This window comes from Maricurvus nonylphenolicus (assembly GCF_042854845.1).
GTDB classification, from domain to species: domain Bacteria; phylum Pseudomonadota; class Gammaproteobacteria; order Pseudomonadales; family Cellvibrionaceae; genus Maricurvus; species Maricurvus nonylphenolicus.
In genome coordinates, this window is record NZ_AP031498.1 from 3,419,476 (window position 1) to 3,444,607 (window position 25,132).

The 25,132-nt window shown below is 49.6% G+C and carries 25 protein-coding genes; 14 read left to right on the plus strand and 11 right to left on the minus strand.

Annotated features, from left to right (window positions below):
* Window positions 1–23: 23 nt before the first annotated feature.
* Window positions 24–860, plus strand: a complete 837-nt coding sequence (locus ACGHZ6_RS14995) for an HDOD domain-containing protein (protein WP_390614791.1) — start codon at window positions 24–26, stop codon at window positions 858–860.
* A gap of 87 nt (window positions 861–947) precedes the next feature.
* Here the strand turns inward: ACGHZ6_RS14995 and ung are convergent, their stop codons facing one another.
* On the minus strand, window positions 948–1,658 hold the full coding sequence (ung, locus tag ACGHZ6_RS15000) for a uracil-DNA glycosylase (RefSeq protein WP_390614792.1): 711 nt from the start codon (window positions 1,656–1,658) through the stop codon (window positions 948–950).
* Between the two features lie 160 nt (window positions 1,659–1,818).
* On the opposite strand from ung, the gene ACGHZ6_RS15005 reads away from it, so the two are divergent.
* Window positions 1,819–2,241, plus strand: coding sequence for a phosphate ABC transporter substrate-binding protein (locus tag ACGHZ6_RS15005; RefSeq protein WP_390614793.1), 423 nt, complete (start codon window positions 1,819–1,821; stop codon window positions 2,239–2,241).
* Window positions 2,242–2,332: 91 nt separating this feature from the next.
* On the opposite strand, the gene ACGHZ6_RS15010 is transcribed toward ACGHZ6_RS15005, so the two are convergent.
* The 5 genes from ACGHZ6_RS15010 to ACGHZ6_RS15030 form a co-directional block, all read right to left on the minus strand.
* Window positions 2,333–3,688 carry a hypothetical protein gene (locus tag ACGHZ6_RS15010; protein WP_390614794.1) on the minus strand — a complete coding sequence of 452 codons (1,356 nt, stop codon included), beginning with the start codon at window positions 3,686–3,688 and terminating at the stop codon, window positions 2,333–2,335.
* A 56-nt stretch (window positions 3,689–3,744) separates the two neighbouring features.
* Complete coding sequence (locus ACGHZ6_RS15015) at window positions 3,745–4,521, minus strand: hypothetical protein (RefSeq protein WP_390614795.1); 777 nt, start codon at window positions 4,519–4,521, stop codon at window positions 3,745–3,747.
* 36 nt (window positions 4,522–4,557) lie between these two features.
* Window positions 4,558–5,289: a C39 family peptidase gene (locus ACGHZ6_RS15020; protein WP_390614796.1), complete on the minus strand. Its 732-nt coding sequence runs from the start codon at window positions 5,287–5,289 to the stop codon at window positions 4,558–4,560.
* Between the two features lie 187 nt (window positions 5,290–5,476).
* The gene (locus tag ACGHZ6_RS15025) at window positions 5,477–7,219 is read right to left on the minus strand and encodes a hypothetical protein (RefSeq protein ID WP_390614797.1); all 1,743 of its coding nucleotides are present in this window, start codon (window positions 7,217–7,219) and stop codon (window positions 5,477–5,479) included.
* A 151-nt stretch (window positions 7,220–7,370) separates the two neighbouring features.
* A complete protein-coding gene (locus tag ACGHZ6_RS15030; protein WP_390614798.1) occupies window positions 7,371–8,078 on the minus strand; it encodes a hypothetical protein in 708 nt (235 codons plus the stop codon).
* A gap of 338 nt (window positions 8,079–8,416) precedes the next feature.
* Between ACGHZ6_RS15030 and ACGHZ6_RS15035 the strand changes: the two genes are divergently transcribed.
* Window positions 8,417–9,250, plus strand: a complete 834-nt coding sequence (locus ACGHZ6_RS15035; RefSeq protein WP_390614799.1) for a 6-carboxytetrahydropterin synthase — start codon at window positions 8,417–8,419, stop codon at window positions 9,248–9,250.
* A 130-nt stretch (window positions 9,251–9,380) separates the two neighbouring features.
* Window positions 9,381–10,082: a DUF3581 domain-containing protein gene (locus tag ACGHZ6_RS15040; RefSeq protein ID WP_390614800.1), complete on the plus strand. Its 702-nt coding sequence runs from the start codon at window positions 9,381–9,383 to the stop codon at window positions 10,080–10,082.
* A gap of 26 nt (window positions 10,083–10,108) precedes the next feature.
* Here ACGHZ6_RS15040 and ACGHZ6_RS15045 read toward each other — a convergent pair whose 3' ends face one another.
* A complete protein-coding gene (locus ACGHZ6_RS15045; RefSeq protein WP_390614801.1) occupies window positions 10,109–10,993 on the minus strand; it encodes a LysR family transcriptional regulator in 885 nt (294 codons plus the stop codon).
* A 146-nt stretch (window positions 10,994–11,139) separates the two neighbouring features.
* Between ACGHZ6_RS15045 and ACGHZ6_RS15050 the strand changes: the two genes are divergently transcribed.
* Entirely contained in the window at window positions 11,140–11,913 is a 774-nt protein-coding gene (locus ACGHZ6_RS15050) for a ferredoxin--NADP reductase (protein WP_390614802.1), read from the plus strand.
* 99 nt (window positions 11,914–12,012) lie between these two features.
* Window positions 12,013–12,651, plus strand: coding sequence for a TetR/AcrR family transcriptional regulator (locus ACGHZ6_RS15055; RefSeq protein ID WP_390614803.1), 639 nt, complete (start codon window positions 12,013–12,015; stop codon window positions 12,649–12,651).
* Here the strand turns inward: ACGHZ6_RS15055 and ACGHZ6_RS15060 are convergent.
* Window positions 12,648–13,481, minus strand: coding sequence for an alpha/beta hydrolase (locus ACGHZ6_RS15060; RefSeq protein WP_390614804.1), 834 nt, complete (start codon window positions 13,479–13,481; stop codon window positions 12,648–12,650). The two genes, ACGHZ6_RS15055 and ACGHZ6_RS15060, sit on opposite strands and share 4 nt — an antisense overlap.
* 257 nt (window positions 13,482–13,738) lie before the next feature.
* Between ACGHZ6_RS15060 and ACGHZ6_RS15065 the strand changes: the two genes are divergently transcribed.
* The 8 genes from ACGHZ6_RS15065 (at window position 13,739) to ACGHZ6_RS15100 (ending at window position 22,097) form a co-directional block, all read left to right on the plus strand.
* Complete coding sequence (locus ACGHZ6_RS15065) at window positions 13,739–14,524, plus strand: alpha/beta fold hydrolase (protein WP_390614805.1); 786 nt, start codon at window positions 13,739–13,741, stop codon at window positions 14,522–14,524.
* A 53-nt stretch (window positions 14,525–14,577) separates the two neighbouring features.
* Window positions 14,578–16,944 carry a TonB-dependent receptor gene (locus ACGHZ6_RS15070; RefSeq protein ID WP_390614806.1) on the plus strand — a complete coding sequence of 789 codons (2,367 nt, stop codon included), beginning with the start codon at window positions 14,578–14,580 and terminating at the stop codon, window positions 16,942–16,944.
* 198 nt (window positions 16,945–17,142) lie between these two features.
* Window positions 17,143–17,475: a heat shock protein HspQ gene (gene hspQ / locus ACGHZ6_RS15075; RefSeq protein WP_390614807.1), complete on the plus strand. Its 333-nt coding sequence runs from the start codon at window positions 17,143–17,145 to the stop codon at window positions 17,473–17,475.
* 96 nt (window positions 17,476–17,571) lie between these two features.
* Window positions 17,572–18,708, plus strand: a complete 1,137-nt coding sequence (locus ACGHZ6_RS15080) for a c-type cytochrome (protein ID WP_390614808.1) — start codon at window positions 17,572–17,574, stop codon at window positions 18,706–18,708.
* On the plus strand, window positions 18,705–20,426 hold the full coding sequence (gene ctaD / locus ACGHZ6_RS15085; RefSeq protein WP_390614809.1) for a cytochrome c oxidase subunit I: 1,722 nt from the start codon (window positions 18,705–18,707) through the stop codon (window positions 20,424–20,426). The genes ACGHZ6_RS15080 and ctaD overlap by 4 nt, the downstream gene beginning before the upstream one ends.
* A complete protein-coding gene (locus ACGHZ6_RS15090; RefSeq protein WP_390614810.1) occupies window positions 20,419–21,033 on the plus strand; it encodes a cytochrome c oxidase subunit 3 in 615 nt (204 codons plus the stop codon). The genes ctaD and ACGHZ6_RS15090 overlap by 8 nt, the downstream gene beginning before the upstream one ends.
* A 45-nt stretch (window positions 21,034–21,078) precedes the next feature.
* Window positions 21,079–21,750 carry a heme-copper oxidase subunit III family protein gene (locus tag ACGHZ6_RS15095; protein WP_390614811.1) on the plus strand — a complete coding sequence of 224 codons (672 nt, stop codon included), beginning with the start codon at window positions 21,079–21,081 and terminating at the stop codon, window positions 21,748–21,750.
* A gap of 14 nt (window positions 21,751–21,764) precedes the next feature.
* The gene (locus tag ACGHZ6_RS15100) at window positions 21,765–22,097 is read left to right on the plus strand and encodes a cytochrome C oxidase subunit IV family protein (protein ID WP_390614812.1); all 333 of its coding nucleotides are present in this window, start codon (window positions 21,765–21,767) and stop codon (window positions 22,095–22,097) included.
* 34 nt (window positions 22,098–22,131) lie between these two features.
* On the opposite strand, the gene ACGHZ6_RS15105 is transcribed toward ACGHZ6_RS15100, so the two are convergent.
* The 3 genes from ACGHZ6_RS15105 to fadA form a co-directional block, all read right to left on the minus strand.
* On the minus strand, window positions 22,132–22,686 hold the full coding sequence (locus ACGHZ6_RS15105; RefSeq protein WP_390614813.1) for an NAD/FAD-utilizing enzyme: 555 nt from the start codon (window positions 22,684–22,686) through the stop codon (window positions 22,132–22,134).
* Window positions 22,687–22,929: 243 nt separating this feature from the next.
* Window positions 22,930–23,739 (minus strand): thioesterase family protein, encoded by an 810-nt coding sequence (locus ACGHZ6_RS15110; RefSeq protein ID WP_390614814.1) that lies wholly within the window; start codon window positions 23,737–23,739, stop codon window positions 22,930–22,932.
* A 191-nt stretch (window positions 23,740–23,930) separates the two neighbouring features.
* Window positions 23,931–25,106, minus strand: coding sequence for an acetyl-CoA C-acyltransferase FadA (gene fadA, locus ACGHZ6_RS15115; protein WP_390614816.1), 1,176 nt, complete (start codon window positions 25,104–25,106; stop codon window positions 23,931–23,933).
* Window positions 25,107–25,132: the final 26 nt, after the last annotated feature.

Consider the following 25,132-nt stretch of genomic DNA (forward strand, 5'->3'; position numbering starts at 1 on the left):
ATAATTCTGTTAAGGAAGATGTAATGAACCAAGTCGTAGACACCGTTCGCCAGGAGCTTCTCGATGCAATCGAGAAAGACCAGCTGGTATTGCCCACCCTTCCCGAGGTAGCCCTACGTGTTCGCGAAGTAGCCGAAGACCCGGATGCCAGTATTGACCAGCTATCCAAAGTTATTGGCAATGATGCAGCACTTACCGCGCGCATCATTAAAGTCGCCAATAGCCCATTGTTGCGAGCTTCTCGCGAAATTGAAGACTTGAAAATGGCCTTGATGCGCCTGGGTATGGAGTACACCTGTAATATCGCCACCGGCCTGGCCATGGAGCAAATGTTCCAAGCGACGTCTGATATGGTGGACAAGCGTATGCGTGAGATTTGGTCTCGCGCCAGTGAAATCGCCGGTATCTGTCATGTCCTGTGTAAACACTACACCAAGCTGCGCCCTGACCAGGCTACCCTGGCAGGCCTGACTCACAAAATTGGTGCCCTGCCCATTCTGACCTACGCGGAAGAACATCCGGCACTGCTAAGAGACAGCATCACACTGGACCGAGTCATTGATTCCCTGCATGCCCAAATTGGTGACAAGATTCTCGAGCGCTGGGACTTCCCGGCTGAACTGCGCAAAATTCCCAGCCAGCATGTCGACTTTACCCGCCAGCAAGACAATGTGGATTACGCGGATATCGTCACCGTAGCCATGCTACAGAGCTATATGGGCAGCGATCACCCACTGGCAGATGTGGATTACCAACAAGTCACCTCGTTTGCCCGTCTCGGCCTGGATCCAGATATGCAGGAAGCTGAAGCTGAAGATCTGAGTGATGAGATGGAAGCGGCGATGTCCTTCCTGCAATAATCTCCCTGCATTCAGATAGTAAAAAGGCGGTCACTATTTTGACCGCCTTTTTACTATCTGTAAGCTCAGTTTTCTAAACCCGTGCGATTAGGTCACTGACTCTGCTAACAAAGAACGCGCTGGCAAAGCCCAATCCACTGCAGCCACACCACGATTCGCCAAATAAGCATTAGCCTGGGAAAAATGCCCATTCCCTAAAAAGCCACGGTGGGCCGATAAGGGGGATGGATGTGGCGATTTCAAAACGCAGTGACGATTGGTATCAATAAAACGCCCCTTCTTCTGCGCATAACTGCCCCACAACATAAACACCAGCCCATCGCGCTGCTCATTCAAGGCTTGCACCGCCCGGTCGGTAAACTCTTCCCAACCGCGCCCCTGATGTGAGCCGGCATTGGCTGCCTCAACCGTTAAGGTTGCATTGAGCAGCAATACACCCTGCTCCGCCCAGGACTGCAAACAGCCATGATCGGGAATCGGTAAACCCAAATCGCGATTGATTTCTTTAAAGATGTTCAATAACGACGGCGGAAAACGTACATCCGGTAAAACCGAGAAACATAAACCGTGAGCCTGGCCTGGGCCATGGTAGGGGTCCTGCCCCAGGATCACCACCTTCACCTGATCAAAGGGCGTGGTATTAAAACTGTTAAAGATGTCTGCTCCCGGGGGATAAACCGTTTTTCCCTGGGCTTTCTCATCACGCAAAAACTGCCCCAGGTTTTGCATATAGGGCTGCTCAAATTCATTCCCCAAGTGCTGCAACCAGGATGGATGCATTTGAACTGGTCTTGCCATTATCACTCTCCCCCACGTATTGGCCGTGATTTTACCAGCCTCGAACAAGCAACAGAACAGAATTACCTCGCATTTTGTCAGCAACTGTTAATCTGCTTCCGCTATAATGCCGCCCAAAATAACCTATACCCCCATAACAACAATGAACCCAAGACGTATCTTGCCGCTGCTCCTGCTCTGTAGCGCCCTGTTCTTCCAGCCTGCCTGGGCAGAAATTGCTGTCATTGTTCACCCCAGCAATACGGTAACCTTATCGCCCCACACCATTGCTCGTATTTTTTTGGGTAAGCAGAAAACCTTCAGCGGGGAGATGAAAGCCATCCCTTTAGATCAAAATATAAACACCCAGATCTATACAGACTTCTCTCGCGTGGTTCTGCGCCGTCATCCGCAACAGGTCAAAGCCTACTGGGCGCAACAACTGTTTACAGGGAAAGGCACACCGCCACGTAGCGTGAGCAGTGTGGAAGAATTGAAAAGCTTAATCAGCCAAAACCCTTCGTTTATTGGCTATATCGATGCAGCCTTGGTCGACGACCGGGTTCGTGTTGCCTACAGGTTCGATCCGCCTCCCACCTTGTAAGCTTTTATTGGCAACAAAGCCCGGCAGCAAGGCTGCCGGGAAAAACCTCTGATGTTTTATCAGAGGGCGCAGGGAACTGAATCAGACCATGTTAAAACCGGTAGGGAAATTTCACCGCAAACTTGTAATCCGATGAGTCATTGGTCAAGCCTATCCCCATATCGGTAACGACCGACAAGCGCTCAGACAAGGCGTAGGTCACCCCCACATCGAAGTGACCCGTACGCGTATCAGAACCCACAATCTCCTGAGTAATATCGCCACGAGTAATCTCAGCAGCTTCAAAGAAACGCTGGGTAAACCACATGCTCATACTGGTGCGTTCGTTGATGGCAAATGCAATGCCCAGACTCAACTGTAGTTCATCACCGAGTTTCACATCGGCAGGATCATCAGCTTGCAATGGGTTGGTACTCAAATCATCAAAGCTTTCTTCGAAGTAATGCTTGTAAGCAATGTTAGTGAAGAACAATGCTGGATCAGCAGTTTTTAGCAATGACAACCCTATTGACGTAGACCAGAGACCGGTGCCCGTAGGCAAGGACTCAGGCATTTTCAAATTGGTATTGTCCGGGTGATCGACGAACTTGATGCCATAGGGATCTTGCCCTGTCGGCGCCGTGACACTGAAATTTAATACCATATCCGGCCGGGTCCAGGTTTCATCCATCAACTGGTAGCTGATACCAAAGGTGATATCCCCTAAGTCATCTGTACTGACGGTATCTTCTGTACGCACCGTTGAGGCCAGCTCCTGGCCACCGGAGCGAATGGTGGTCTCACGAAACAGGTAAGGAACATCAAGGGACAGCTGCACCTTGGGCGTGATGCCCCAGCGTGTCGAAAAGGTGGTTTTAAACACTTCACTGGACGTTTCATCAATGCTGATATTGCCCAGGAAAATGGCATCCAGCGCCAGAAAACCATTGAGTACCAACTGACTGCGATCATAATTGGTGTACTCATAGCCTATCTCGAAGGTCCAGGATTGGTCGAATAAGGCATGCGCTTCCGACACTAAATCATCTATGCCCCGTGACGAGCTGGGTGCGCTCGACTGAGTGACCTCACCTTGGGGCAGTTTCTGAACATCACTAGGCGGTTGTCCACCCGCCGCAGATGCAGCTGCGGCGGGTAAGCCTGCCAGGCCCCTGGCACGATAAAATTCCATATCACGCTCAGAGATGAAATTCACCGGATAACCGGGCTCTGGTGCATGTTCAGTATGCCGCAAACGCTGCTCCAGATACTGTACTCGAGTCATTAATGCCTGATTCATTGCCTTCAACTGACGAATATCCCGCTCTATCTCAGAGGAACCTTGTGCGGCACCAGCCGCCGATAAGGTCGTCGCGTTGAAAGCCAAGAGGCAACTGATTGCCAGCGCCAGCTTGTGTGGAGTAAAACCGGTTGGCGCCCTAGCAACAACCCTTATTTGTGTATTCATAATCAAGCCTTCTTTAGTTTTTACCCTGCTAACACCCTCCTGGCTTTTTATTTTTCCTACCGCAACCCAAACAGACTGTTATTAATGCGCCTGGCATCGTTGCGTAAATTTTGCCCTTGGTTAAATTCCACCCGCAGCTTCACATCATTAATAATCATGTTAGCGTCCTGCCCCAGCTGTACCGATTGAATCAGTTGTCTCGCCATATCCGGGCCACCAATTCTCTGCACCACCAATCCTGCCTCTGTCGCAATGCTGTAACCGAGGCTGCCAGATTGATTGAACTGGGTCGTCGCCCCTGTTGCAGCTGATTCGTAAGTCTGGGTTTGCGGTAAATTTTGTTGAACTACCGAGGTAGTTGTTAACTCGGGCATGGTGTCTTGCCCTGTAGATTCCATTGCGACCTCAGTGCTTTGCTCAGCCACAGAAATCGCAACATTGTTATGCACCCGATTGTGATTACTGGACATCTGAATCGACTGCACACTGCCTTCTACTTGACCAAGCGCCTGCGGGGGTTCCGGCAAGCTGGGATTTTCATCGCTCTGCTCACCCAAAGTGCCACCGTGACGAAAACGAATCTGTGGCAATGCCTGGGTCAGATCAGCTTCCAACCGCAAGCCAACCCGATGGGTGCCACTGGGCATTTTCCACAGGGTGCGCATGGTAATACCGAAATAAGCGATTTGATTGCTCGACACAAACTTGCCGCGCACTTCGGATAATTCCTGTTTGTCCAACTCCGGGTACTTGGCCGCCATAACACTGGCACTCATCGCCACCAACCCGCTAATCGTGCAGGCGATTACTTTTCTTTTAGTTTGCAACAACATGTCGCACACTCCCGATCGGTTTACAGGTACCGATCGCTAAAACATATCTGATGCCGTAAAGCCAAAGTCCAACAACTCGCTCTTGCTGATGGGCGATTTATCAAATAAAAAACGTTTGGCGGTCAACGGCTGTTCTGGTCGACTTAATACGGTCGACCGATCAAAACCTTTTCCCACAATGGCAAAGATGGTGCCATTCCAACTGTCTAAAAATACCTGACGCTTCATAGTCCGATTGCCAAGCGCTGGGTCACCGACATAGACGGTGTCACCAATAACGCGTTTAAGCACCACAAAGTGTTTGTAACCTTTTAGGTCCAGAAGCGTAATGGTAGGAATGCGAATTTGATCCAGAGCGTCATTGCTCACATGGTAACCTCGACCTCTCAGGCCCAGGGTTTCCACATAACGCCGTATATCCAGCAGGGAAAAACCCTTGGTTTTAACAAGCTCAGGATCACTGACCTGCCACATGCCCCGAATGACATCCTGTTCGTTGAGATCCAGGTGGTAGGCGTATTTAAGGATGGTGGTTACCGTTGCGGCACCACAACTAAAATCATGCTGCTGGGATTCGAGGTGTTTAAAGCGCCCCTCCCGAATACTCACCAGCGGTTTGGAAAACTGTTGCATCCCTGCCATATTGTAGAACCTGACATCCCCCGCCTTGACCGCTGCAATATCCGTCAGCCAGATCACAACCGCCAAAATCAGCAACCAGATTTTGTAGTTGTGTTCGTCAACTGAAAACTTCGGATCGATTTTCATCGCAGCCCTATTCAAAGTGGAGAAAGCCATTTTGTGGAGCAAGGCACCACACCCAGTGTGTGATGCCTTGACCAACGGGCACGGTATAAATCAACCGTTAAAATTTATACCTGTGCCAGTGCTACCGGCCTGAGTTATGCTGTCACCAAATCCAGACCGGAGGTGCCAGGCTTTTGCCTGGTAACCGTTAAGGTTCTAACCCGCCAGGAGTGCTGACACTGGAAATAGCCAGTGCATTACCCTGAACATTGTTAGTACCTGCCGCGACATTCACACCAATATTACCTGCCGCGCCGGACAGGATATTGCCGCTTAGGGTCGCGCTATTGACATGGCCAATGGAATCAACAGTCCGCAAGGTAACGCGTCCAGTTAATACCACCTCGCCCAAGTCAACTTCACCCGCTTCCTTGAAGTTAATCGCACCACCAGGCGCTACAGGCACGGGCTCACCTTCGGCATCTTCAGTGAAGAGCACGTCTTGCGCGCCATCAGCTTCACCATCAAGATCCACATGGCCAATCAATGAACCGCCACTGTTATGCGTACCTGTCCAAATGTCAGGGTAAACATCACCGTTTTGATCCACATCACCGCTATAGGTACCGGAGACATCACCACTCAAACGAATACGAGTAGTCTCTAGCCGTTCAATCTCAGCGGGATTGTTAGTGGTAGAATTGCCATAGGCGGCCTGGAAGGACGACGTAGTAGCTTCAGACATGGCGCCACTGGCAGAAGCCAGAGCCAATTGGTTAGCCTGAGCATTACCACTACCGGCTGCGACGTTCATGCCGATATTACCGGCAGCATCCACCGCGACATCGCCACTTAAGCTAGCGGTATTGGTAGTACCCCAGCTGTCGGTGGTATTTTCAACGGAGTATTGGTTGGAGAAGGTTTCCGCATCCGCTGAACCGCCAAAGACCAAACTGGCATCGACGCTAGCGGTAATGCTGTAGGACTTCTCATAGGAACTGGACTCTTCGGAATCCTCGCTGTGGCTTTCTGAAGACTCAGAAGAAGACTCACTGGATTCAGAACCAGACCATTCGCCAGATGCATTAAAGCTACCACCGAACTCGTGACTGGAGCTGGACTCGGAGCTGGATTCTGAACTGGACTCTGAGCTGCCAGATTCACCTGCACTGCCGGTTACCGTGAGATCCAGAGAATAGTTTTTCTCGTGATCTTCAGAGTTACGGGTAATGCTTTCATCACCTTCACCGGGACCATTGGTTTCTGTACGGCTAAAGCTGCTGGAAGACCAGGAACCGTCTTTATGCGCCGTTAGGTCACCGGAGACATCCCAGCCACCTTCACTGCTTTCTGAAGAGCTGGAAGATTCTGAACTGGATGAGCTCTCGCTGTGATCAAAGCTTTTGTTCAGATCAAATCCTGCACTGTACTCGTGAGACGATGAGCTGGACTGACTGGAACTGGAGCTTCCTTCACTGCTTTCTGAAGATGAACTGGAATCCATCTCAGTTTCTCCTGCCGAATAGTCGAAGGAGAAATTAATGGTGGTACCCTGGGATTGGGATGCCGCCATTGCCGTTGAATTTTGCTGAACATTATTATCGCCAGCAGCGACGTTAATGCCTGCATTACCAGTAGCGCCAGTCAACACATTGTCACCCACGGAGGCACTATTTTCGGTGCCCTCACCGTTCATAACATTGTTGCCTTTCGATTTCTGGTTGGTTTCAGAAACAGCCATTGATGCAGAATCAATTAAAATCAATCCCATCGTCCGCACTTCACCATTAATAGCAAAGTTTTTAGAGACATTGATCTCTTTATTGATTTCAACATTCGAGTCAGGCCCATGGCCACGCCCGTTGCCGTTCTCTCCGTCACTGCCCGCATAGACCGGCATCGAAGCCGCTGCAGCGATGGCAATGCTGAGAGGAAGTTTCAGCGTTTTCATCACATTTCTCCTCTGGCACTCGTTAAGTGCCCTTACAGTAAAATCAACTTTGACTCACCCTAAGCCCAACCCTAAGAAAGCAAAGTTAATCAGTTAGGTCCGTAACCGTTACCCACACTACCTACAACAACACCGGTTTATCTGTGTATCGCTAATGAGTTACAGACAAAGTAAAACTGTTGCCGGACACATTGTTCATGCCGGCACTTTGGTTGAGCATTAAAATGCCCCGCGCATTGTGAAATGCCGAGGGATCTATCCCAACCTCCGTAACAATCTCAGGTAACAGGGATTCGCTACCTGCATCCAATCCACTATCCGTCGCCTCTTCCGACAGGGTTTTCTCATCGAGCTGCACGACGGCAATCGTACCCAACCCACCAATCGCAATCGCCGCCGCATTCACTTGACGATTGCCATAGCCCGCCGCCTGATTGATCATCAAAATACCTTGGGCCTGCTGAAAACTATCGCCGCTAATCACTGCAGAAACGGCATGACTACCTTGAGGATTATGCTGATCACTGGTTTGTGAGGCTTTAACTGCAGCGACACTGACACCATTGCTGGCCGCCGCTGCCGCAGAGTTCTGTTGAATATTGCCATCGCCGGCCGCCGCGTTAACTTTGACCAGACCTTGCACTTGAGAAAAAGCGTTATCGTCGATACGCGATTGAGATATCGCAGTAACCTGCGAAGTCAGCCCCACCAGGGCCATATCCTGAGCGATAAATTCGTCTGCCCAGACAGAATAAGCGCCCCAAAAGCTGCTCAGCAATAATGCACTTAGCAACTTGAATAAATGACGCCCCGTCGCAAGCCCCACAACTGGCATAGTATTAGGCATAGTATTAGGCATAGCCCCCTGCACCATTGCTTAATAGCCGTAACAATTACGGTTTCGGGTCTATAAAGCGAAGAGCGGGCCAAGTTAGCTAACTGCTTGAAAGCTATGCAGAAACTCATTTCAACGCGCTTGTCTCCATAGAGGGCTGTGTCTTATCAATGAGATAGGTCCAGGATCCCGCGATATTAAAAAGTGGTTTACAATGAAGGGGTTAGGTTTAAATCCAACGCTTTTTTTGGCTGTCTCAGCCCTGTGACAACTGCATCGGTGCACAGATTACGGTATGATGCGCGCCGATTAACCTAGGCCTGTCAGCCTGAATTCCAGATTTAAAGACTTTGGTCCATCCCATGCGTTTATTTGTCGACAACCTTACCAATGTTGATTTCAGTTACCTGCACCCTCAACGAGGATTGCTGGGGGAGACCTGGCTTGCCAGTACAGAGCTGGAAGGCGCACTGGATCATCAAGGCATGGTGTGCGACTTTGGTATCGTCAAGAAAACCCTGCGCAACTGGCTGGATGACGAACTGGATCATCGTCTGGCTGTTCCCACCCGATCTCCTAACCTCAAATACTCTGAGGTCGGTGACAGTATTGAACTCACCTGGCAATACGATGCAGGCGAGCTTTTTTGCCGCTCTCCCCGCCAAGCTATCGCCCTTGTCGATGCCGAGACCATTACCCCTACCAGCACCAGTGACTGGGCCAAACAACAGTTAAAGCCCTTGCTGCCGGAATCCGTCGACAGATTAAGTCTGGACTTCAATACCGAGGCGATTAGTGGCGACTTTTACCACTACAGCCACGGTCTGAAAAAGCATGACGGTAACTGCCAGCGCATTGCCCACGGCCATCGCTCCCGTATTCAAATCTGGCGTGACGGCGAGCCTGCCCATGACTGGGAACAACAGTGGGCCAAGCAGTTTTGTGATATCTATATCGGCACCCGAGAAGATATTACTCAGCAATCCACTGACAGTCTCAGCTTTGCTTACACCACTTCACAGGGAGCCTTTGAGCTAACCCTGCCAATAAGCAGCTGCTATCTGATCGATACAGACTCGACGGTGGAGTTTATTGCCAGCCATATCGGCGATGTACTTAAGCAACAATTTCCTCAACACCAGATCACAGTTAAAGCCTATGAAGGTATGGGCAAGGGTGCATTGATCGTAAGGTAAAGGGCGCACTGATTAAAAGATAATCGACGCCCTGCTTGTCAGCCAAAAGTCTGGTAGAATGCGCGGTTTCGCGGGCCCTGCCTGCATGATCGCCAGAATAAATTGACCTAAAAATAGCCAAGACCGTTTTATGCAGTTAGATCAGTACTTCAGTGAAAACCAGGGAAAACTCACCTTCTCCCGCCAGCAAGCCAGTGATTTTGCCAAGCAAGTTGCCGATGATTTCAACCCCATCCATGATGTTGATGCCAAGCGCTTTTGTGTGCCCGGTGATCTGCTATTTTCCATTGCCCTGTCTCGCATAGGCCTGAGCCAGAAAATGCACGTTAGCTTCGCCGATATGGTGACTGACGGTGTTGATCTGAACTTCCCTACTGACGGCGATAAGCTGGCCATTACCGACACTAACGATAAAACCTATCTGACTATCGAGCGCTCCGGTGACAATAGCCAAAACGCCGAGCTGATCAGCGCCTTAACACGCTGCTACGTAGAGTTTTCTGGCCAGACTTTCCCGCACATTCTGGTGCCACTGTGGAAAGGCAAGGATGTCATGATCAACCCGGCGCGCCCGCTGGTGATCTACGAATCCATGTCGATTGATCTCGATACACTGGAAATCTCTCAACCGGGCTTGGAGCTGTCTGATGAGACTTGCCTGGATGTCGACGGCAAGCGCGGCAATGTGCGTCTGGCGTTCAACCTGCTGGATGGCGATAAAGTTGTTGGTCGCGGAGAAAAGCGCATGGTGTTAAGCGGCTTGCGTGCCTATGACCAGACCGCTATTGACGATCTGGTAGAGTTTTACAACGACCGCAAGCAAAACGCCTAAGCCCTAATCTTAAGTCCTGCTACAACCTACTTAGCGCTATCCCAGCACAGGGATAGCCACTGCTCGATACCCGCACTGCGATATTTCTGGCGCTGCAGAATAATATAAAACTGCCGGTGCCAGTCGCGGTGAGGTGCCGGTAAAGGAATCAGGCTGCCACGCTTGAAGGCATCTTTAAGCGCAATGGTCGATAAACACCCTACCCCCAATTCAGCCTCAACCGCCCGTTTGATCGCCTCGGTATGCTGTAATTCCAACTTCAGCTGTAAGTCCGGCAACAATCCGTGCATGGCCCGATCAAAACCCTGACGCGTGCCTGACCCCGACTCACGCACAATCCAGTCGGCCGCTACCAAGTCGTCGTCTGAGAGCTTTGCCTTGCCTGCCAACGGATGACCAGGCGCACAAAATACCACCAGATCATCCTCCCACCAGGGAACAACTTCCAAATCTGGATGCTGTAGCTCACCTTCAATTAAGCCAATATCCAACTCAAAATTGGCAACTTTACGAGCAATGGCCTCGGTATTGGCGACTTCCAGCTCCACCTTGGCCCCGGGCTGCTTGGCCATATAGCGAGCCATAATTTCCACCGCCAGATAGTTACCAATGGTGAGGGTAGCCCCCACTTTCAGATGTCCAATAGCGGTATGCTGCTGGAAGGCCTCTTCCAATTCATTAGCCTGAGCCAGCAAGGCCTCTACCTTGGGACGAAACAAACTACCCTGCTCATTGAGCTGTAAACGCTTACCTACGCGATCAAATAGCTGGATATCAAATTGCTGCTCCAGCTCCTTTAACGAACTACTGGCAGCTGACTGCGACATCGCCAGGCTCTCCGCCGCACGGGTAATATTCTCGAAGTGGGCTACCGCCAGAAACACTTCCAGCTGTCGTAGGCTATAGCGCATAGATGCCTCTCCTTTAAACACCATTATCGAAAAAACAGGTTAATTATATTTATACAACCCATTTTACAGATATAACACCCAAAACGTAAAGTCTACCCATAAGGTTTTAGCCACCTCTAAGAAACTAGACCACTTCAGGAGTACCCATGGCCTCTTTACTGCAAGAACACGTAACCAGCATCCACCACTGGAACGACAGCCTGTTTAGCTTTACTACTAGCCGTAACCCTGGCTTGCGCTTTGAGAATGGCCACTTTGTGATGATGGGGCTGCAGGTCGAAGGCAAACCCCTGATGCGTGCCTACAGTATTGCCAGCGCCAACTATGAAGAAGAACTGGAGTTTTTCAGTATCAAGGTACCCGATGGCCCACTGACCTCACGCCTGCAGAATATTCAGGTTGGCGACCCTATTCTGGTGAGCACCAAGCCCACCGGTACCCTGGTCGCAGATCATCTGCTACCCGGGCGTAACCTGTACCTGATCAGCACCGGCACCGGGCTGGCGCCATTTATGAGCATTATCCGCGACCCGGAAATTTATGAGCGCTTCGATAAGGTGATACTCACTCACGGGGTACGCACCGTATCTGAGCTGGCCTATCAGGATGTTATTGAAAAGCAGCTGCTGGAAAATGAATTCTTTGGTGATCAGGTGCGGGATAAATTGATCTACTACCCCACTGTCACCCGTGAGACATACCACAACCAAGGGCGTCTGACCGACCTGATGCGTAGCGGCAAACTGTTTAACGATATTGGCCTGCCGAACATCAACACCGATGATGACCGCTTTATGATTTGCGGCAGCCCCAGCATGCTAAAAGATACTTGCGCCTTGCTGGACGAGCGCGGATTTAAGGAATCCCGCCACGGCAAGCAGGCCCACTATGTTATTGAACGGGCATTTGTTGAAAAGTAAATGTCCATTACGTTGAGGCAGGGAAGCCCAGCACTGTAATCGAAAGTCCCATTCCGATTTGATATACTGGTCTCTACTTTGCATTTTTAAGGGAATATCATGGGCTCGATTTTCAAAGCGCTAGTCAGCGTCCCGGAACCCAATCAGGCTCGCAGCCGTGAAGCACTGGATCGCTTTCTCTCGGCAGGAGAAGCCCTATTAGCAGACAACCGCTACGAAGAAGCGGGAATTGCCGACCTGGCACGCGAAGCCCAGTCATCGGTAGGCACCTTTTATCGCCTCCTCACAGATAAAGAAACCCTTTCCCTGCTCTTGCTACAACGCTTTTTTACTGAGATTGAATTTATCGTTGAAGACACCTTTGCGCCCCAACATTGGCAGGGCAAAGATATCACCGATATTGCTGAGACCTTTTCAACAGTATTTGTCGATACCTATCACGGTCGAGCTGGAGCCTTACGCGCTACGATTCTACGCGCCTCAAAAGATGCCAACTTTCGCGAGCAAGTCCATGCGCTGAACAACCTGATATCGAATCGCTTGGGCAAATTACTGAAACAACGACGCGATGAAATCAATCACCCCAAGCCTGAGCAAGCCATTAAATCGGTTGCCCATATGGTGCTTGGTATCCTAAACCAACACACCATAACGGGCACTCTGGGGGGGTTGTCACAGAAGGCGCTAGCCGAGGAACTCAAGCGCGTCTTCCTGACCTACCTGGGCGTTTCGCGTTAAAAACGATCAAACCACGCTCGTACCAAACCTGCAGATTCCGGGAACCACTCATGGCCTCCCAGGCTGTTTGTATGCCTGTCGGTGGTATAACCCTGGAAGCGCAGACGGTCATAATAGGAATCCATTGACCACCAGGGAACGATGGCATCGACAAAACCGTGGATAAAAAATGTTGGGGGATGGTCTTCCGGCAGGTGTAACGGCACAACACAGGCTGGCCCCAGGCATTCGGCGTAAGAGCCCGAGTGCACAACCAGAGCTTTAAACTCTCCCGGAAAAGACACCGCCATACGACTGCTGTTATAGCCACCACTGGAAATACCGGTCGCGTATTTTCTATCGGGGTTTAACGGTCCAAATTGTCCATCGCGAATAGCCTGAAATACATTGGTCAGAAAGGTATAGTCGGTGGTTGTATGATAGAGGCCATCGCTCAGGACGCTGGCCGCATTGGTCAACCAGGCCAGCTCTAAAGGCGCTCTGGGTGCCAACACCGCATAACCGTTATCCAATAATTCTTTGATGGTTTTGGCTTCGTAAAAGCCGCCAAAAGGGTCTTTGGTGGTGCGAGTAAACTCCACCGGGAAAATACTGCCCTGATAAATAATCGCCACCGGCCAGCCTTCTGCTGGCGGCTCACCCAAAGGTAACTCATATTTAATTTCGCGCGAGGTGATATCGCTGGACGGCAGTCGTAATGAGCGATAAGTACAGCTGATCTCTCCGGGTCGGAACAGTTTTTTAGCTCGCTCGGTACAGCGGGATTCTGCCCACACAGCCTGATGTAGGCATGCCAATACAAGGGTTGATAACAACACAATTGTTTTCATGGTTAATCTCTATGTTTTTATATAATTATTGCAAATAAGAAATACTGCGCACCTCACAATCAGGCGTTAGATCTTACGGTCTCTGCTGCCGCATACCTACACTTGAGCAAACCTACTCATCCCTCTCCCTAATCAATATCCAAGCAGCAAACCCACTATACGGAATAGAAATTCCGATTACAATAACTTGCAATCGGAATTTCTATTCCGTATTTTAATAATAAGCGACGCCACTTAAACCACAAACGGACAACCCCATGCCCTATTGCAATACTAACGGAATCAAACTCTTCTACCAGGAATCAGGCCAGGGAGAGCCCGTATTGTTCCTACACGGACTCGGCTCCTGCGGCGAGGATTGGCAAGATCAAATTGACGCCTTCTCCCACGATTATCGGGTTATTACGGTTGATACTCGGGGTCATGGGCGATCAGATAAACCCCTGGGCCCCTACAATATGCCCACCTACGCCAGCGATGTGATTAACCTGCTGGATCATTTAGGCATTAAGCGCTGCCATCTGGTGGGTTTTTCCATGGGCGGCATGATCGCCTTTCAAATTGCGGCTGACGCCCCTGAACGACTAAACAGCCTCACCATTGTTAACTCTGCCCCAGCCGTGCCTTACAACACCCTATCCGAAAAGCTGGAATTTTGTTTGCGCATTGCAGTTATTCGCCTGTTCGGCATGAAACTGCTGGCCCGGATTATCGGCAAGCGTCTATTCCCGGAAGCCCGACAAAAGTCCCTCTACCAGCGCTTTATTACCAGGATGCAAGGTAACCCAACGACCACTTATATCGAAGTGATTAAATCCCTGATTGGCTGGGATGTAAGACCAACTCTGGGGAATCTTGAGATGCCGGTACTCATTATCAGCGCCGACAACGATTACACCCCGGTGTCATATAAAACCGAATACGCCAACAAAATCTCTACCGCTAATCTGGTGGTTATCAATAACTCACGCCACGCAACGCCAATTGATCAACCACAGCAGCTCAACAAAGAAGTTTTCCAATTTTTGGAAAGCCTGGCCTAACGCAAGCAAGGCTCGGCCAACCAAAAAACTATAACAACGACAAGGTGAATAACATGAAGAAGAGCAATGACAACACAGCTGTAAAAAACATTACCAAAATCACCCTACTGGCAGCCGCAATCCAGGCCGCCAGCATTGGCACTGTTAACGCTCAAGAGGACGGGCAAAGCTACGATTTGGGTCTGCTGGAAGAAGTGATTGTTACCGCGCGAAAACGCTCGGAAAGCCTGCAGGAAGTCCCCCTGTCGGTGTCCGCCATGAACACCGAAGAACTGGCCATCAATGGCACAACCAATATCGGTGATATTCAATCACAAATTCCGGGACTAACCGCTTATGCTGCCCGCGGTACCAGTAGCACACTGACCGCCTATATTCGCGGCGTGGGTCAATCAGATCCCTTGTACGGTGTCGAACCCGGTGTCGGCCTTTATCTGGATGATGTCTATATTGCCCGCCCTCAAGGGGCATTACTGGAAGTCTTTGACGTCGAACGTATTGAAGTCTTGCGCGGCCCCCAGGGCACACTCTATGGACGCAACACCATTGGTGGCGCCATCAAGTACGTATCCAAACCGCTAACCAACGAACATACCGGCAAAGCCGAAGTGACTCTTGGGGATTACGGTCGCCGCGATGCAACGCTTAGCTATGCCATGCCATTAATTGAAAACGAACTCTACGGCAAGGTTGCCATCGCCTCTTCCACACAGGATGGTTTTGGGGAAAACCGCCAGACGGGTAGTGAAGTCAGTGATAAACAAGTCACCAGCGGTCGCATTGCTCTGCAGTGGGAACCCTCAGAAGACCTGAGTGTAAAAGTCGCCGCCGACGCCACCAAAGACACCTCGGCGCCACGTGGCGGCCAGCGCATGATCGAAAATCCATGGGAAGCCACCATCCCCGCCATGATGGCATTAACGCCTGATGCGGTTATCGGTGGTTTACCGGTCTACTACGCCGCTAATGTCGATGCTTTTGTCAGTGCAAATAATTTGGCTCCCCTGCCCGTTAGTGATGATCGCTATGATGTTGACAGTGGCCTGCAAGGCGCACGCAACGATGTAAGCACCTATGGTGGATCGGTGATTGTTGATTACAGCCTCAACGAAGCCTGGGATCTAAAATCCATTACCGCCTATCGTAATGGCGACAGCGATGGCACCATCGACTTTGATATGGGGCCACTGCCGATTGCCGATGTTTACGGTGAATACAAAGACCGTCAATTCACCCAGGAAATACAGCTCAACTACGATAACAACGGTGATTGGCAAGCGGTGATGGGTTTGTATTATATTGATGCAACTGCCGGCGCAGATATCAAGAATTACTTCCTGCTGGCACCGGTTTATCCGGTCGGCCATCCATTAAACCCAGCACCTGCCGATATCACCGCCATTATTCCCAAATATGCCTCTTCCGTCGGTGATGTGGTTACCGAAAGTTATTCTCTCTACGGTGAAGCCAGCTGGCAGATGACAGAGCAACTTCGTCTGACTTTTGGGGGCCGCTATAACTGGGAAAACAAGGAAGTCACAACCCTGTCCCAGGATTTTACCGATGCCACTTTTAGCACGGTGTTAGCCACGGAAACTGACTTTAATGACGATGAAACCTGGACCAACTTTTCCCCCAAACTAGGACTCGACTACCAACTGAACGATGACACCATGATTTACGCCAGTGTCAGTAAAGGCTTTAAAAGTGGTGGTTTTAACGTGCGGGCCAAACAGGTTTCCAACCCGGAATCCGCTAAACCCTATGACGAGGAAACCGTTACCGCCTATGAAATTGGTGTTAAGTCCACCCTGTTTGATCGTCTTATCCTGAATGCCACCTACTTCTATAGTGATTACAAGGATATTCAGCTCAGCATTTTCAGTCAGTCTAGCGATGGCACCTTTTTTGGCGATTTTACCAATGCGGGGGAAGGTGCTATTCAAGGTGTTGAAGTCGAATTTACCGCCGCACTCACAGAAGCCTTCACGATCAGTGGCAACCTGGCTTACCTGGACGCTGAATATAAGGAATACCTGGATGGCGGAATTGATGTCGCCGATGATCGGCAATTCAGTAACACCCCGGAATGGACAGCTACTGTAAACGCAACCTACAACCACAGTTTTAATCATGGGGGCGATTTGGTTGCTCGCCTAACCTACAGCTATCGCGATGATGTAATTCCCACCACGGATCTTAGCGAGACCATCGCTCAAGATGCCTATGACACCATCGATGCCACCCTTGCCTATACCACGGCAGATAGCGCCTGGCGTATTGCGATTGAAGGCCGCAACCTGACGGATGAGGAATACAGAACCACAGGTTATGACCTGCGCGGTTCCGGCGCCCCGATTGTTCAGGGGTTCTATGGCAACCCGCGCACTGTAGCCCTGCGCGTCGGTTATCACTTTTAATATGGCCTAACTTATACCCGTAGATTCTCTCGCTTGCTCAGTACTGTTGATGTAAGGCTACAGAGCATTTGGGGCAGCTAAGCTGCCCCAGTTTTTACCAGCACCCTGCTTATGCATTATTCGCAGGAGCTTGGCGCTTAATTCATGCTATACCTGAAAATATCCTGACTTGGCTTGCAGAGGTAAGAGGTAAGGGCCATGGCAAATCCCCATTACCATATCGGTGATGTGATTGAACATCAGCGTTTCCACTATCGCGGTGTTATCTTCGCTGTCGATAACAAATTCTCCCTGAGTGAAGAATGGTACGACGCCATAGCCAAAAGCCGTCCACCCAAGGATAGGCCCTGGTATCACGTTTTGGTCGATGGCAGTTATCACATCACCTATGTCGCCGAACGCCATTTGACGGACAGTCTGGATCGTACCCAGATTAATCATCCACGACTGGGGGAGCATTTCGACTACTTTTGTAAGGGCCACTATCATCCCAAGGATCATCACCCAAAAGGTCAGCAACCTCGACACTAGCAGATTAACCACTTGAGCACTAAGCTTAAGACACGTTTTATCAAAATTGCTGTATTGATAAATCGACTTGGGGTAATCAGCTAGGGATGATTGGATATGGCGCTTGCCATTGCCTTGGTGCTTATCGTTGTTTTTTCCATCCTTTTCCAGATGGTGACACCCTGGTGGTCAACGCCGGTCGCCTCTAACTGGAGTAATATCGACGACACCTTCATTATCACCGGAATCATTACCGGCATTGTCTTTATTGCAATTAACCTCTTTATCGCCCTGGCTATTATTCGTTACCGTCATAAAGAAGGCCATAAAGCCGACTACCAACCGGAAAACAAAAAACTGGAATGGACCTTAATTGGCGCCACCACCGTCGGCATTGTTGCCATGCTGGCACCTGGCTTATTTGTTTACTCGGATTTTGTGCATGTGCCTGACGAGGCCGATCACTTTGAAGTCGTCGCCCAGCAATGGCAATGGTCTTTCCGCTTTCCAGGCGACGACGGTCAATTAGGTACCAGTGATACACGCCATATATCCCCAGATAATCCCTTCGGTATTAACCCGGAAGACAAGGCGGGACAAGATGATCGGCTGGTGTTCGACAACACCGTACACTTGCCTCTGGATCGCCCGGTGAAATTGCTACTGCGTTCGAAAGATGTCTTGCATGATTTTTATGTGCCCCACTTTCGCGTCAAAATGGATACGGTACCCGGGCAAATCTCCTATGTCTGGTTCACCCCTACCCGTACCGGAAAATTTGAAATCCTATGTGCCGAATACTGTGGTACCGGCCACTACAATATGCGTGGTCATGTCATTGTTGATTCACAAAAAGATTTCGGACAATGGCTACAACAACTACCAACATTTGCCAGTTTGCAAGCACAAGCAGCTAGTGGAGAAAAACTCGATCCCATTAGCGAAGGCAAACAATTAGCACAAGTTCATGGCTGTTTTGGCTGCCATTCAATCGATGGCGCCCCAGCTGTAGGCCCTACCTGGAAAGATCTTTACGGTAAGCAGGAAAAGCTCACGGATGGCAGCAGTGTTTTAGTCGATGCAAATTACCTGTCGAAATCGATTACTGATCCTAACGACACCATCATAGCGGGTTATTCACCTATTATGCCGGCTTATAATCTCGACCAACAACAACTCGACGTATTGATTACCTATATTAAATCATTGTCCGCCTTGCCGCAGCCCCTATCGGAATCGGGAGGCACGCCATGACAGCTGTACACGAACCTCAAAGTTTCTGGACGCGTTATATCTGGAGCCAGGATCACAAAGTCATTGCCATCCAATACTCGATCACAGCGATACTTGTCGGACTTGTAGCCCTGGTGCTATCCGCCTTAATGCGTTTGCAACTGGGCTTCCCCGGCAGTGTGCCCTTTATGGACTCTGCCGCCTATTACCAGGCCATGACCATGCACGGCATGATTATGGTGATCTATCTGTTAACGGCTTTGTTTCTCGGTGGCTTCGGCAACTATCTTATCCCCTTAATGGTTGGCGCGCGGGATATGGTATTCCCATTTCTGAATATGCTCAGCTATTGGGCCTATCTTCTGGCCGTCATCATTCTAATGTTGAGTTTTTTTGTACCCGGCGGGCCGACAGGCGCTGGCTGGACGCTCTACCCTCCGCAAGCCATTCTAACCGGCACGCCAGGTACTGATTGGGGCATCGTATTAATGCTGGTGTCACTGGCGGTATTTATTGTTGCCGCCACCATGGGTGGTCTCAACTATGTCACCACCGTGTTGCAGGCCAGGGCCGAGGGAATGACTCTGATGCGGATGCCCCTGACAGTGTGGGGCATTTTTGTCGCAACTATTATGGCTCTACTGGCCTTCCCTGCGCTATTTGTCAGTGCCGTGATGATGCTATTCGACAAACTGTTAGGCACCAGTTTCTTTATGCCTGAAATTGTGTCGATGGGAGAACACCTGGGTTATCAGGGCGGCAGCCCGGTGCTGTTTCAGCACCTGTTCTGGTTTTTTGGCCACCCGGAAGTCTATATTGTTGCCCTGCCTGCCTTTGGGATTGTGTCTGACTTAATCAGTGTCCATGCACGCAAAAATATTTTTGGTTTTAGAATGATGGTCTGGGCCATAGTGATTATTGGGGTGCTGAGTTTTGTGGTGTGGGCTCACCATATGTACGTCAGCGGAATGAATCCCTACTTTGGATTTTTCTTTGCTATCACCACATTAGTCATTGCCGTCCCCACGGCAATTAAAGTCTACAACTGGGTATTAACACTCTGGCGCGGTGATATTCACCTGACAGTCCCCATGTTATTTGCCATCGCTTTTATCAGTACCTTTGTTATTGGCGGTTTAACCGGTTTGTTCCTGGGTAATGTGATTGTCGATATTCCCCTGTCCGATACCTATTTTGTGGTGGCACATTTCCATATGGTAATGGGTGTTTCCCCTATCCTTGTGATCTTTGGTGCTATATACCATTGGTATCCCAAAATAACCGGTAAGATGTTGCATGATGGTATGGGGCAATGGCATTTCTGGGTCACATTCCTCGGTACCTATGCCATTTACTTTCCCATGCACTATCTGGGCATCCTGGGGATGCCGCGCCGCTACTTTGCCTATGAAAACTACGATTTTATTCCCGCCTCTGCCCATGACCTTAATGCGTTTATTACGGTTATGGCGCTGATCGTTGGCGCGTTTCAATTGCTGTTTATTGTTAACTTGATTTGGAGTTACTTTAAAGGCAAACCATCGGGTCACAATCCCTGGAAGGCAACAACGCTGGAATGGCAAACCCCGGACACACCACCGAAACATGGCAACTGGGGAGAACGGGAACCGGTTGTGTATCGTTGGGCATACGATTACAGCGTTCCAGGTGTTACCGAAGACTTTGTACCGCAGACCGCAGAACAGCCGCGGCAAACAGAGGCGAACGATCATGGTTGAACCGAGCGCCCGCAGCCTGGAAGAACCCAGCCAACTGCATTGGCAAGGCCCCTTCCCCGTTAAGCATCGTCAGTACACCATTGCCTTGGCATTCTTATTGGTAGTGATCAGCGTGCTGTTTGCATTATTCGCCATCGCCTACCATATGCGCATGATGCTCGGCGACTGGATCGCTCTGCCAGATCCATGGCAGCTATGGCCAAATACAGCTATGCTGTTGATTAGCAGTATCGCCTTTGAAATAGCCAATCGGGCCTTGCGCAAGCAGCAATTTAACCGCTGTCGCTCCGCCTGGTTAGTTGGCCAACTCTGCGCCTGGACCTTTCTGTGTGGGCAGCTATGGGTTTGGCAGTTATTGCGTGATCAAGGTTATTATCTGGCCAGTAATCCTGCCAACAGCTTTTTTTATCTGTTAACAGGGTTGCACGCTGCACATCTACTTGTCGGCTTGGCGTTATGGCTGAGCAGTGTTGGCCTGTTACGAAGCGTTGATAACGTAACTCATGCATTAACGGCCAAACATCATCGCTTCGGTCTATACACGATTTATTGGCATTATTTATTTATCGTGTGGCTGGGTATTTTTGTACTGTTTCTGACAAGCTAAGCACAAACCCGTTAACCGCAAGGACGCCAATGGTGAGGTATACCAATGGCGAATTCTCTCTCTCAATGGCCACGTCTGGCCAGTCTGGTTCAAGACTGGGGCTCTGACCGCGACGCCTTTAAACAGGTTTCCTGGGGCAAGGCCATGATGTGGATCTTCCTCCTCAGTGATACCTTTGTCTTTTCAAGCTTTCTGGTCGGCTATATGACCGTCAGAATATCGGTCACTGAACCCTGGCCCAATGCCAGCGAAGTCTTTGCTCTAACCATTGCTGGTCACAGTATTCCCCTGATCCTGATTGCCATCATGACATTTATCCTGATCACCAGCAGCGGCACCATGGCGATGGCTGTTAATAGTGCTTATCGCAAGCAGGCAAAGTCTGCCGCCATACTGGTGTTTATCACTGCCTTAATGGGCGCCAGTTTTGTCGGTATGCAGGCCTTTGAATGGAGCAAATTAATTGAAGACGGCGTGCGACCGTGGGGTAACCCGTTTGGTGCGGCACAGTTTGGTTCCAGCTTCTTTATGATTACAGGTTTTCACGGTTTGCATGTCAGTATTGGCGTGATTTATTTACTCACCGTAGCGGCACAACTCTGGCGCGGGAGTTGTGAACGCAAAGGTAACTATCAAATAGTGGAAATAGCCGGGCTTTATTGGCACTTTGTTGATTTGGTTTGGGTATTTATTTTTGCCTTTTTCTATTTATGGTAAAAGAGGTGATAAAGATGAATAACGGCCAGCAACTAACTCACAACACACAAGAACATCCCATAGGTATTTACCTGAAAGTCTGGCTACTCTTGTTTGTGCTAAGTACGCTGTCTTATATGGTGGACTATATGCAGATTCAAGGTTATCTGCGCTGGACGCTTATCCTGATATTTATGTTCCTAAAGGCGGGCCTGATTGTCGCTATTTTTATGCATATGCTGTGGGAACGTATCGCGCTTATCTACGCAATTCTATTACCACCACTTTGCCTGTTAGTGCTTATCGCATTGATGGCATTAGAAGGCGAATATACGTTACTTAGCCGCGAACTCTTCTTTGGCCGCTAACACAACGAAGGAATTAACAAGATAAAACCATGCCCTAAGGCATGGTTTTAACAAAGGATTTAAATTTATTTTGCGCGCCTACTACCCAGGATGGCGTAGCGTCACCGACGCCGGCAATTTCGAGTTTAGGATGATGACTAATAACACGATCCAGTACTGGCTCCTGTCTGGAGTCCACATCGACAAACAACACATGCTTGCCTTTTTTCAACACTTCCTGAAAACGTTTAAAGTCCGCATGGGGAACCTGAATACCAAACAATCCGCCTTCCCAGGTACAAAATCCCAGCGCAACAACGGCAAGAAAGATAAAAGGAACCCACGTTGTGGTTTCGGTGACGCCTGAAAAATAAGCCGCCGCTAAAATAAGTACTGCTATCACTGCACCAATTATGGCTCCGATTTCAGTACCTCGCACCACATCCTTTTTCAGCACCGCTTCCACTTCGTGTAAGTGATGCCGCTCCACTTCCATATCGTTTTCACTGAGTACATGAATTTGCGGTGTGGTAATACCCTCGTATTCCAATTCATGCTCAACTGTTTCCAGATCGTCAATACTGTCACTGATATAATAATGACGTTTCATAGCAAACCTCCGATAGCCATGCCATCCATGATGTCTTTAACACACTGCTATATACGCCTTAGGGCAATAAGCAGATTACATCAGAAATGCAAGGTTTCCATAAAACTAAGTATAGATGTAACAGAAGCTTAAAAAATCAGAAAGGCAATGATTTTGTTATACCGTTATGCACTGTAGGACTTAGGAGAAATAGCCTGAGCCTATAACTCAGGCTATGGGGCAAGTTTATTCTGGCTTACGCTACTATTTCGGCTTACGGTACTTGGCGGTTTGCCGGCTAATGGCTACCAGATTGCCCTCTGAATCCCACAGTTCACCATCTTCCTCAACCATACCATTGGTGAGAAAATTACTACGGAAGCGAACGGCGATGGGCCCTTCAACAGGTTTTGCACGCAACTGTACGGTGAGCTCCAAAGTAGGTACCCAACCACCGGGACCATATAGGGTAAATACCGGTGGCGGAAATCCATCCGCAAACACCAACAAACCGAACACATCCAGCGGTGTAGCCTCACTAAATTCAATCCAGCCTAACCACTCCCCATCGTCAGTGGGTTTACCCATCATGCTGTTCATTTTTTCCGGGGCAATACGTTGGGTGACGCGCTGCATAAAATCCAATCCCGGCAAATGAGGGAACGCCATACAGCTACCATAAGCAGGTACGGGAGGATGCTCTGCTAGAATCTGGGTTTCGCCCTCTAAATTATCCAGCTCTGTATAAGCTGCAACAAAATGCACCTTTAGCTCGCCGCCTTGTTCTAAACGAACGATACCATGGGAAGTGGTACCGCCAGTGCGCAGTACATCAATATGACAGTCAACAGGACCGGGAGCTGTCGGTGACATGTAGTAAGCGGTTATGGTCAGCGGATCTTTATGAGGCAATGCTGCCGACAACGCTTTGGCGGCAATCGCCATAATATAACCACCGTTGGGAACCCCCATAATGCCCCAACCATCTGCTATATGCCCACGCCAGTGATTATCAGCAATTTTTTCAACCGCCGAATCAATATGGAACAGTTGCTGACTGGTTTCACTTGTCATAGGTAACTCCTTGGGCATACATCGAATATTGAAGCGTAATAATCACTATAGTGGTGCTTCTCCACAATGGCAGAAAAGTACAATTTTGTTAGCAAAAAATAAAATCAAGAAACCAGAAAACAAAAAAGGAGCCGAAGCTCCTTTTTTGTTTTGCAGCAGCTAACTGCTGCAAATGTGCTTACTGGTAAGGCTTACACACGCTCAATGATAGTGGTAATACCTTGACCCAGACCAACACACATAGTGGACACACCCAGAGTACCTTCGTTCTGACGCATAACGTTCAGCAGGGTACCGGTGATACGTGCACCGGAACAACCGAATGGATGACCCAGAGCGATTGCACCACCGTGCAGGTTAACTTTCTCGTCCATTTTGTCGAGCAGGTTCAGGTCTTTCAGCACTGGCAGAGCCTGTGCAGCGAAAGCTTCGTTCAGGTCAACAAAATCAATGTCGTCCATGGTCAGACCAGCACGCTGCAGAGCCTTCTGGGTAGAAGGTACAGGACCGTATCCCATGATTGAAGGATCAACTCCGGCAACAGCCATAGCGCGGATCTTGGCCAGAGGCTGAACGCCCAGAGCCTGAGCACGCTCAGCAGACATAACGATCATGGCAGAAGCACCATCGGTAATCTGAGAAGATGTACCGGCGGTTACAGTACCACTTTTCGGGTTGAATACTGGCTTCAGCTGAGACAGAGACTCAACAGTAGTATCAGGACGAATAGTTTCATCTTCGGTCATACGAATTTTGAAACCGTTCTCATCGTGACCGTCCAGAACGATAATTTCGTCTTTGAACTTACCTTCTACAGTGGCTTTGTGAGCCAGGCGGTGAGAACGCTCACCAAACTGGTCCTGCTGCTCACGGGTGATGCCGTGCATCATGCCCAGAACTTCAGCAGTCATACCCATCATGCCAGAGGCTTTAGCAACGTGCTTGGCCATACGTGGGTTGAAATCAACACCGTGGTCCATGGCAACGTGGCCCATGTGCTCAACACCACCAACCACAAACATATCACCGTTACCGGTCATAATGGCTTGTGCAGCAGTGTGCAGTGCAGACATAGAAGAACCACACAGACGGCTAACGGTTTGACCGGCCGCTTGGTGAGGGATCACAGTCATCAGAGACATCATACGGGCAATGTTCATGCCCTGCTCTTTGGTCTGGTTTACACAACCCCAGATCACATCTTCTACTTCACCCGGGTCCAGTTTTGGGTTACGGGCAAACAGACCGTTAACCAGATCGGCAGACAGATCTTCTGCACGGGTAAAACGATAGGCACCACCTTTGGAGCGGCCCATGGCTGTACGACCGAAGTCGACAATAACAGCATCTCTTGGATTCAAGCTCATTTCATAATCTCCAATATATCGGGTGG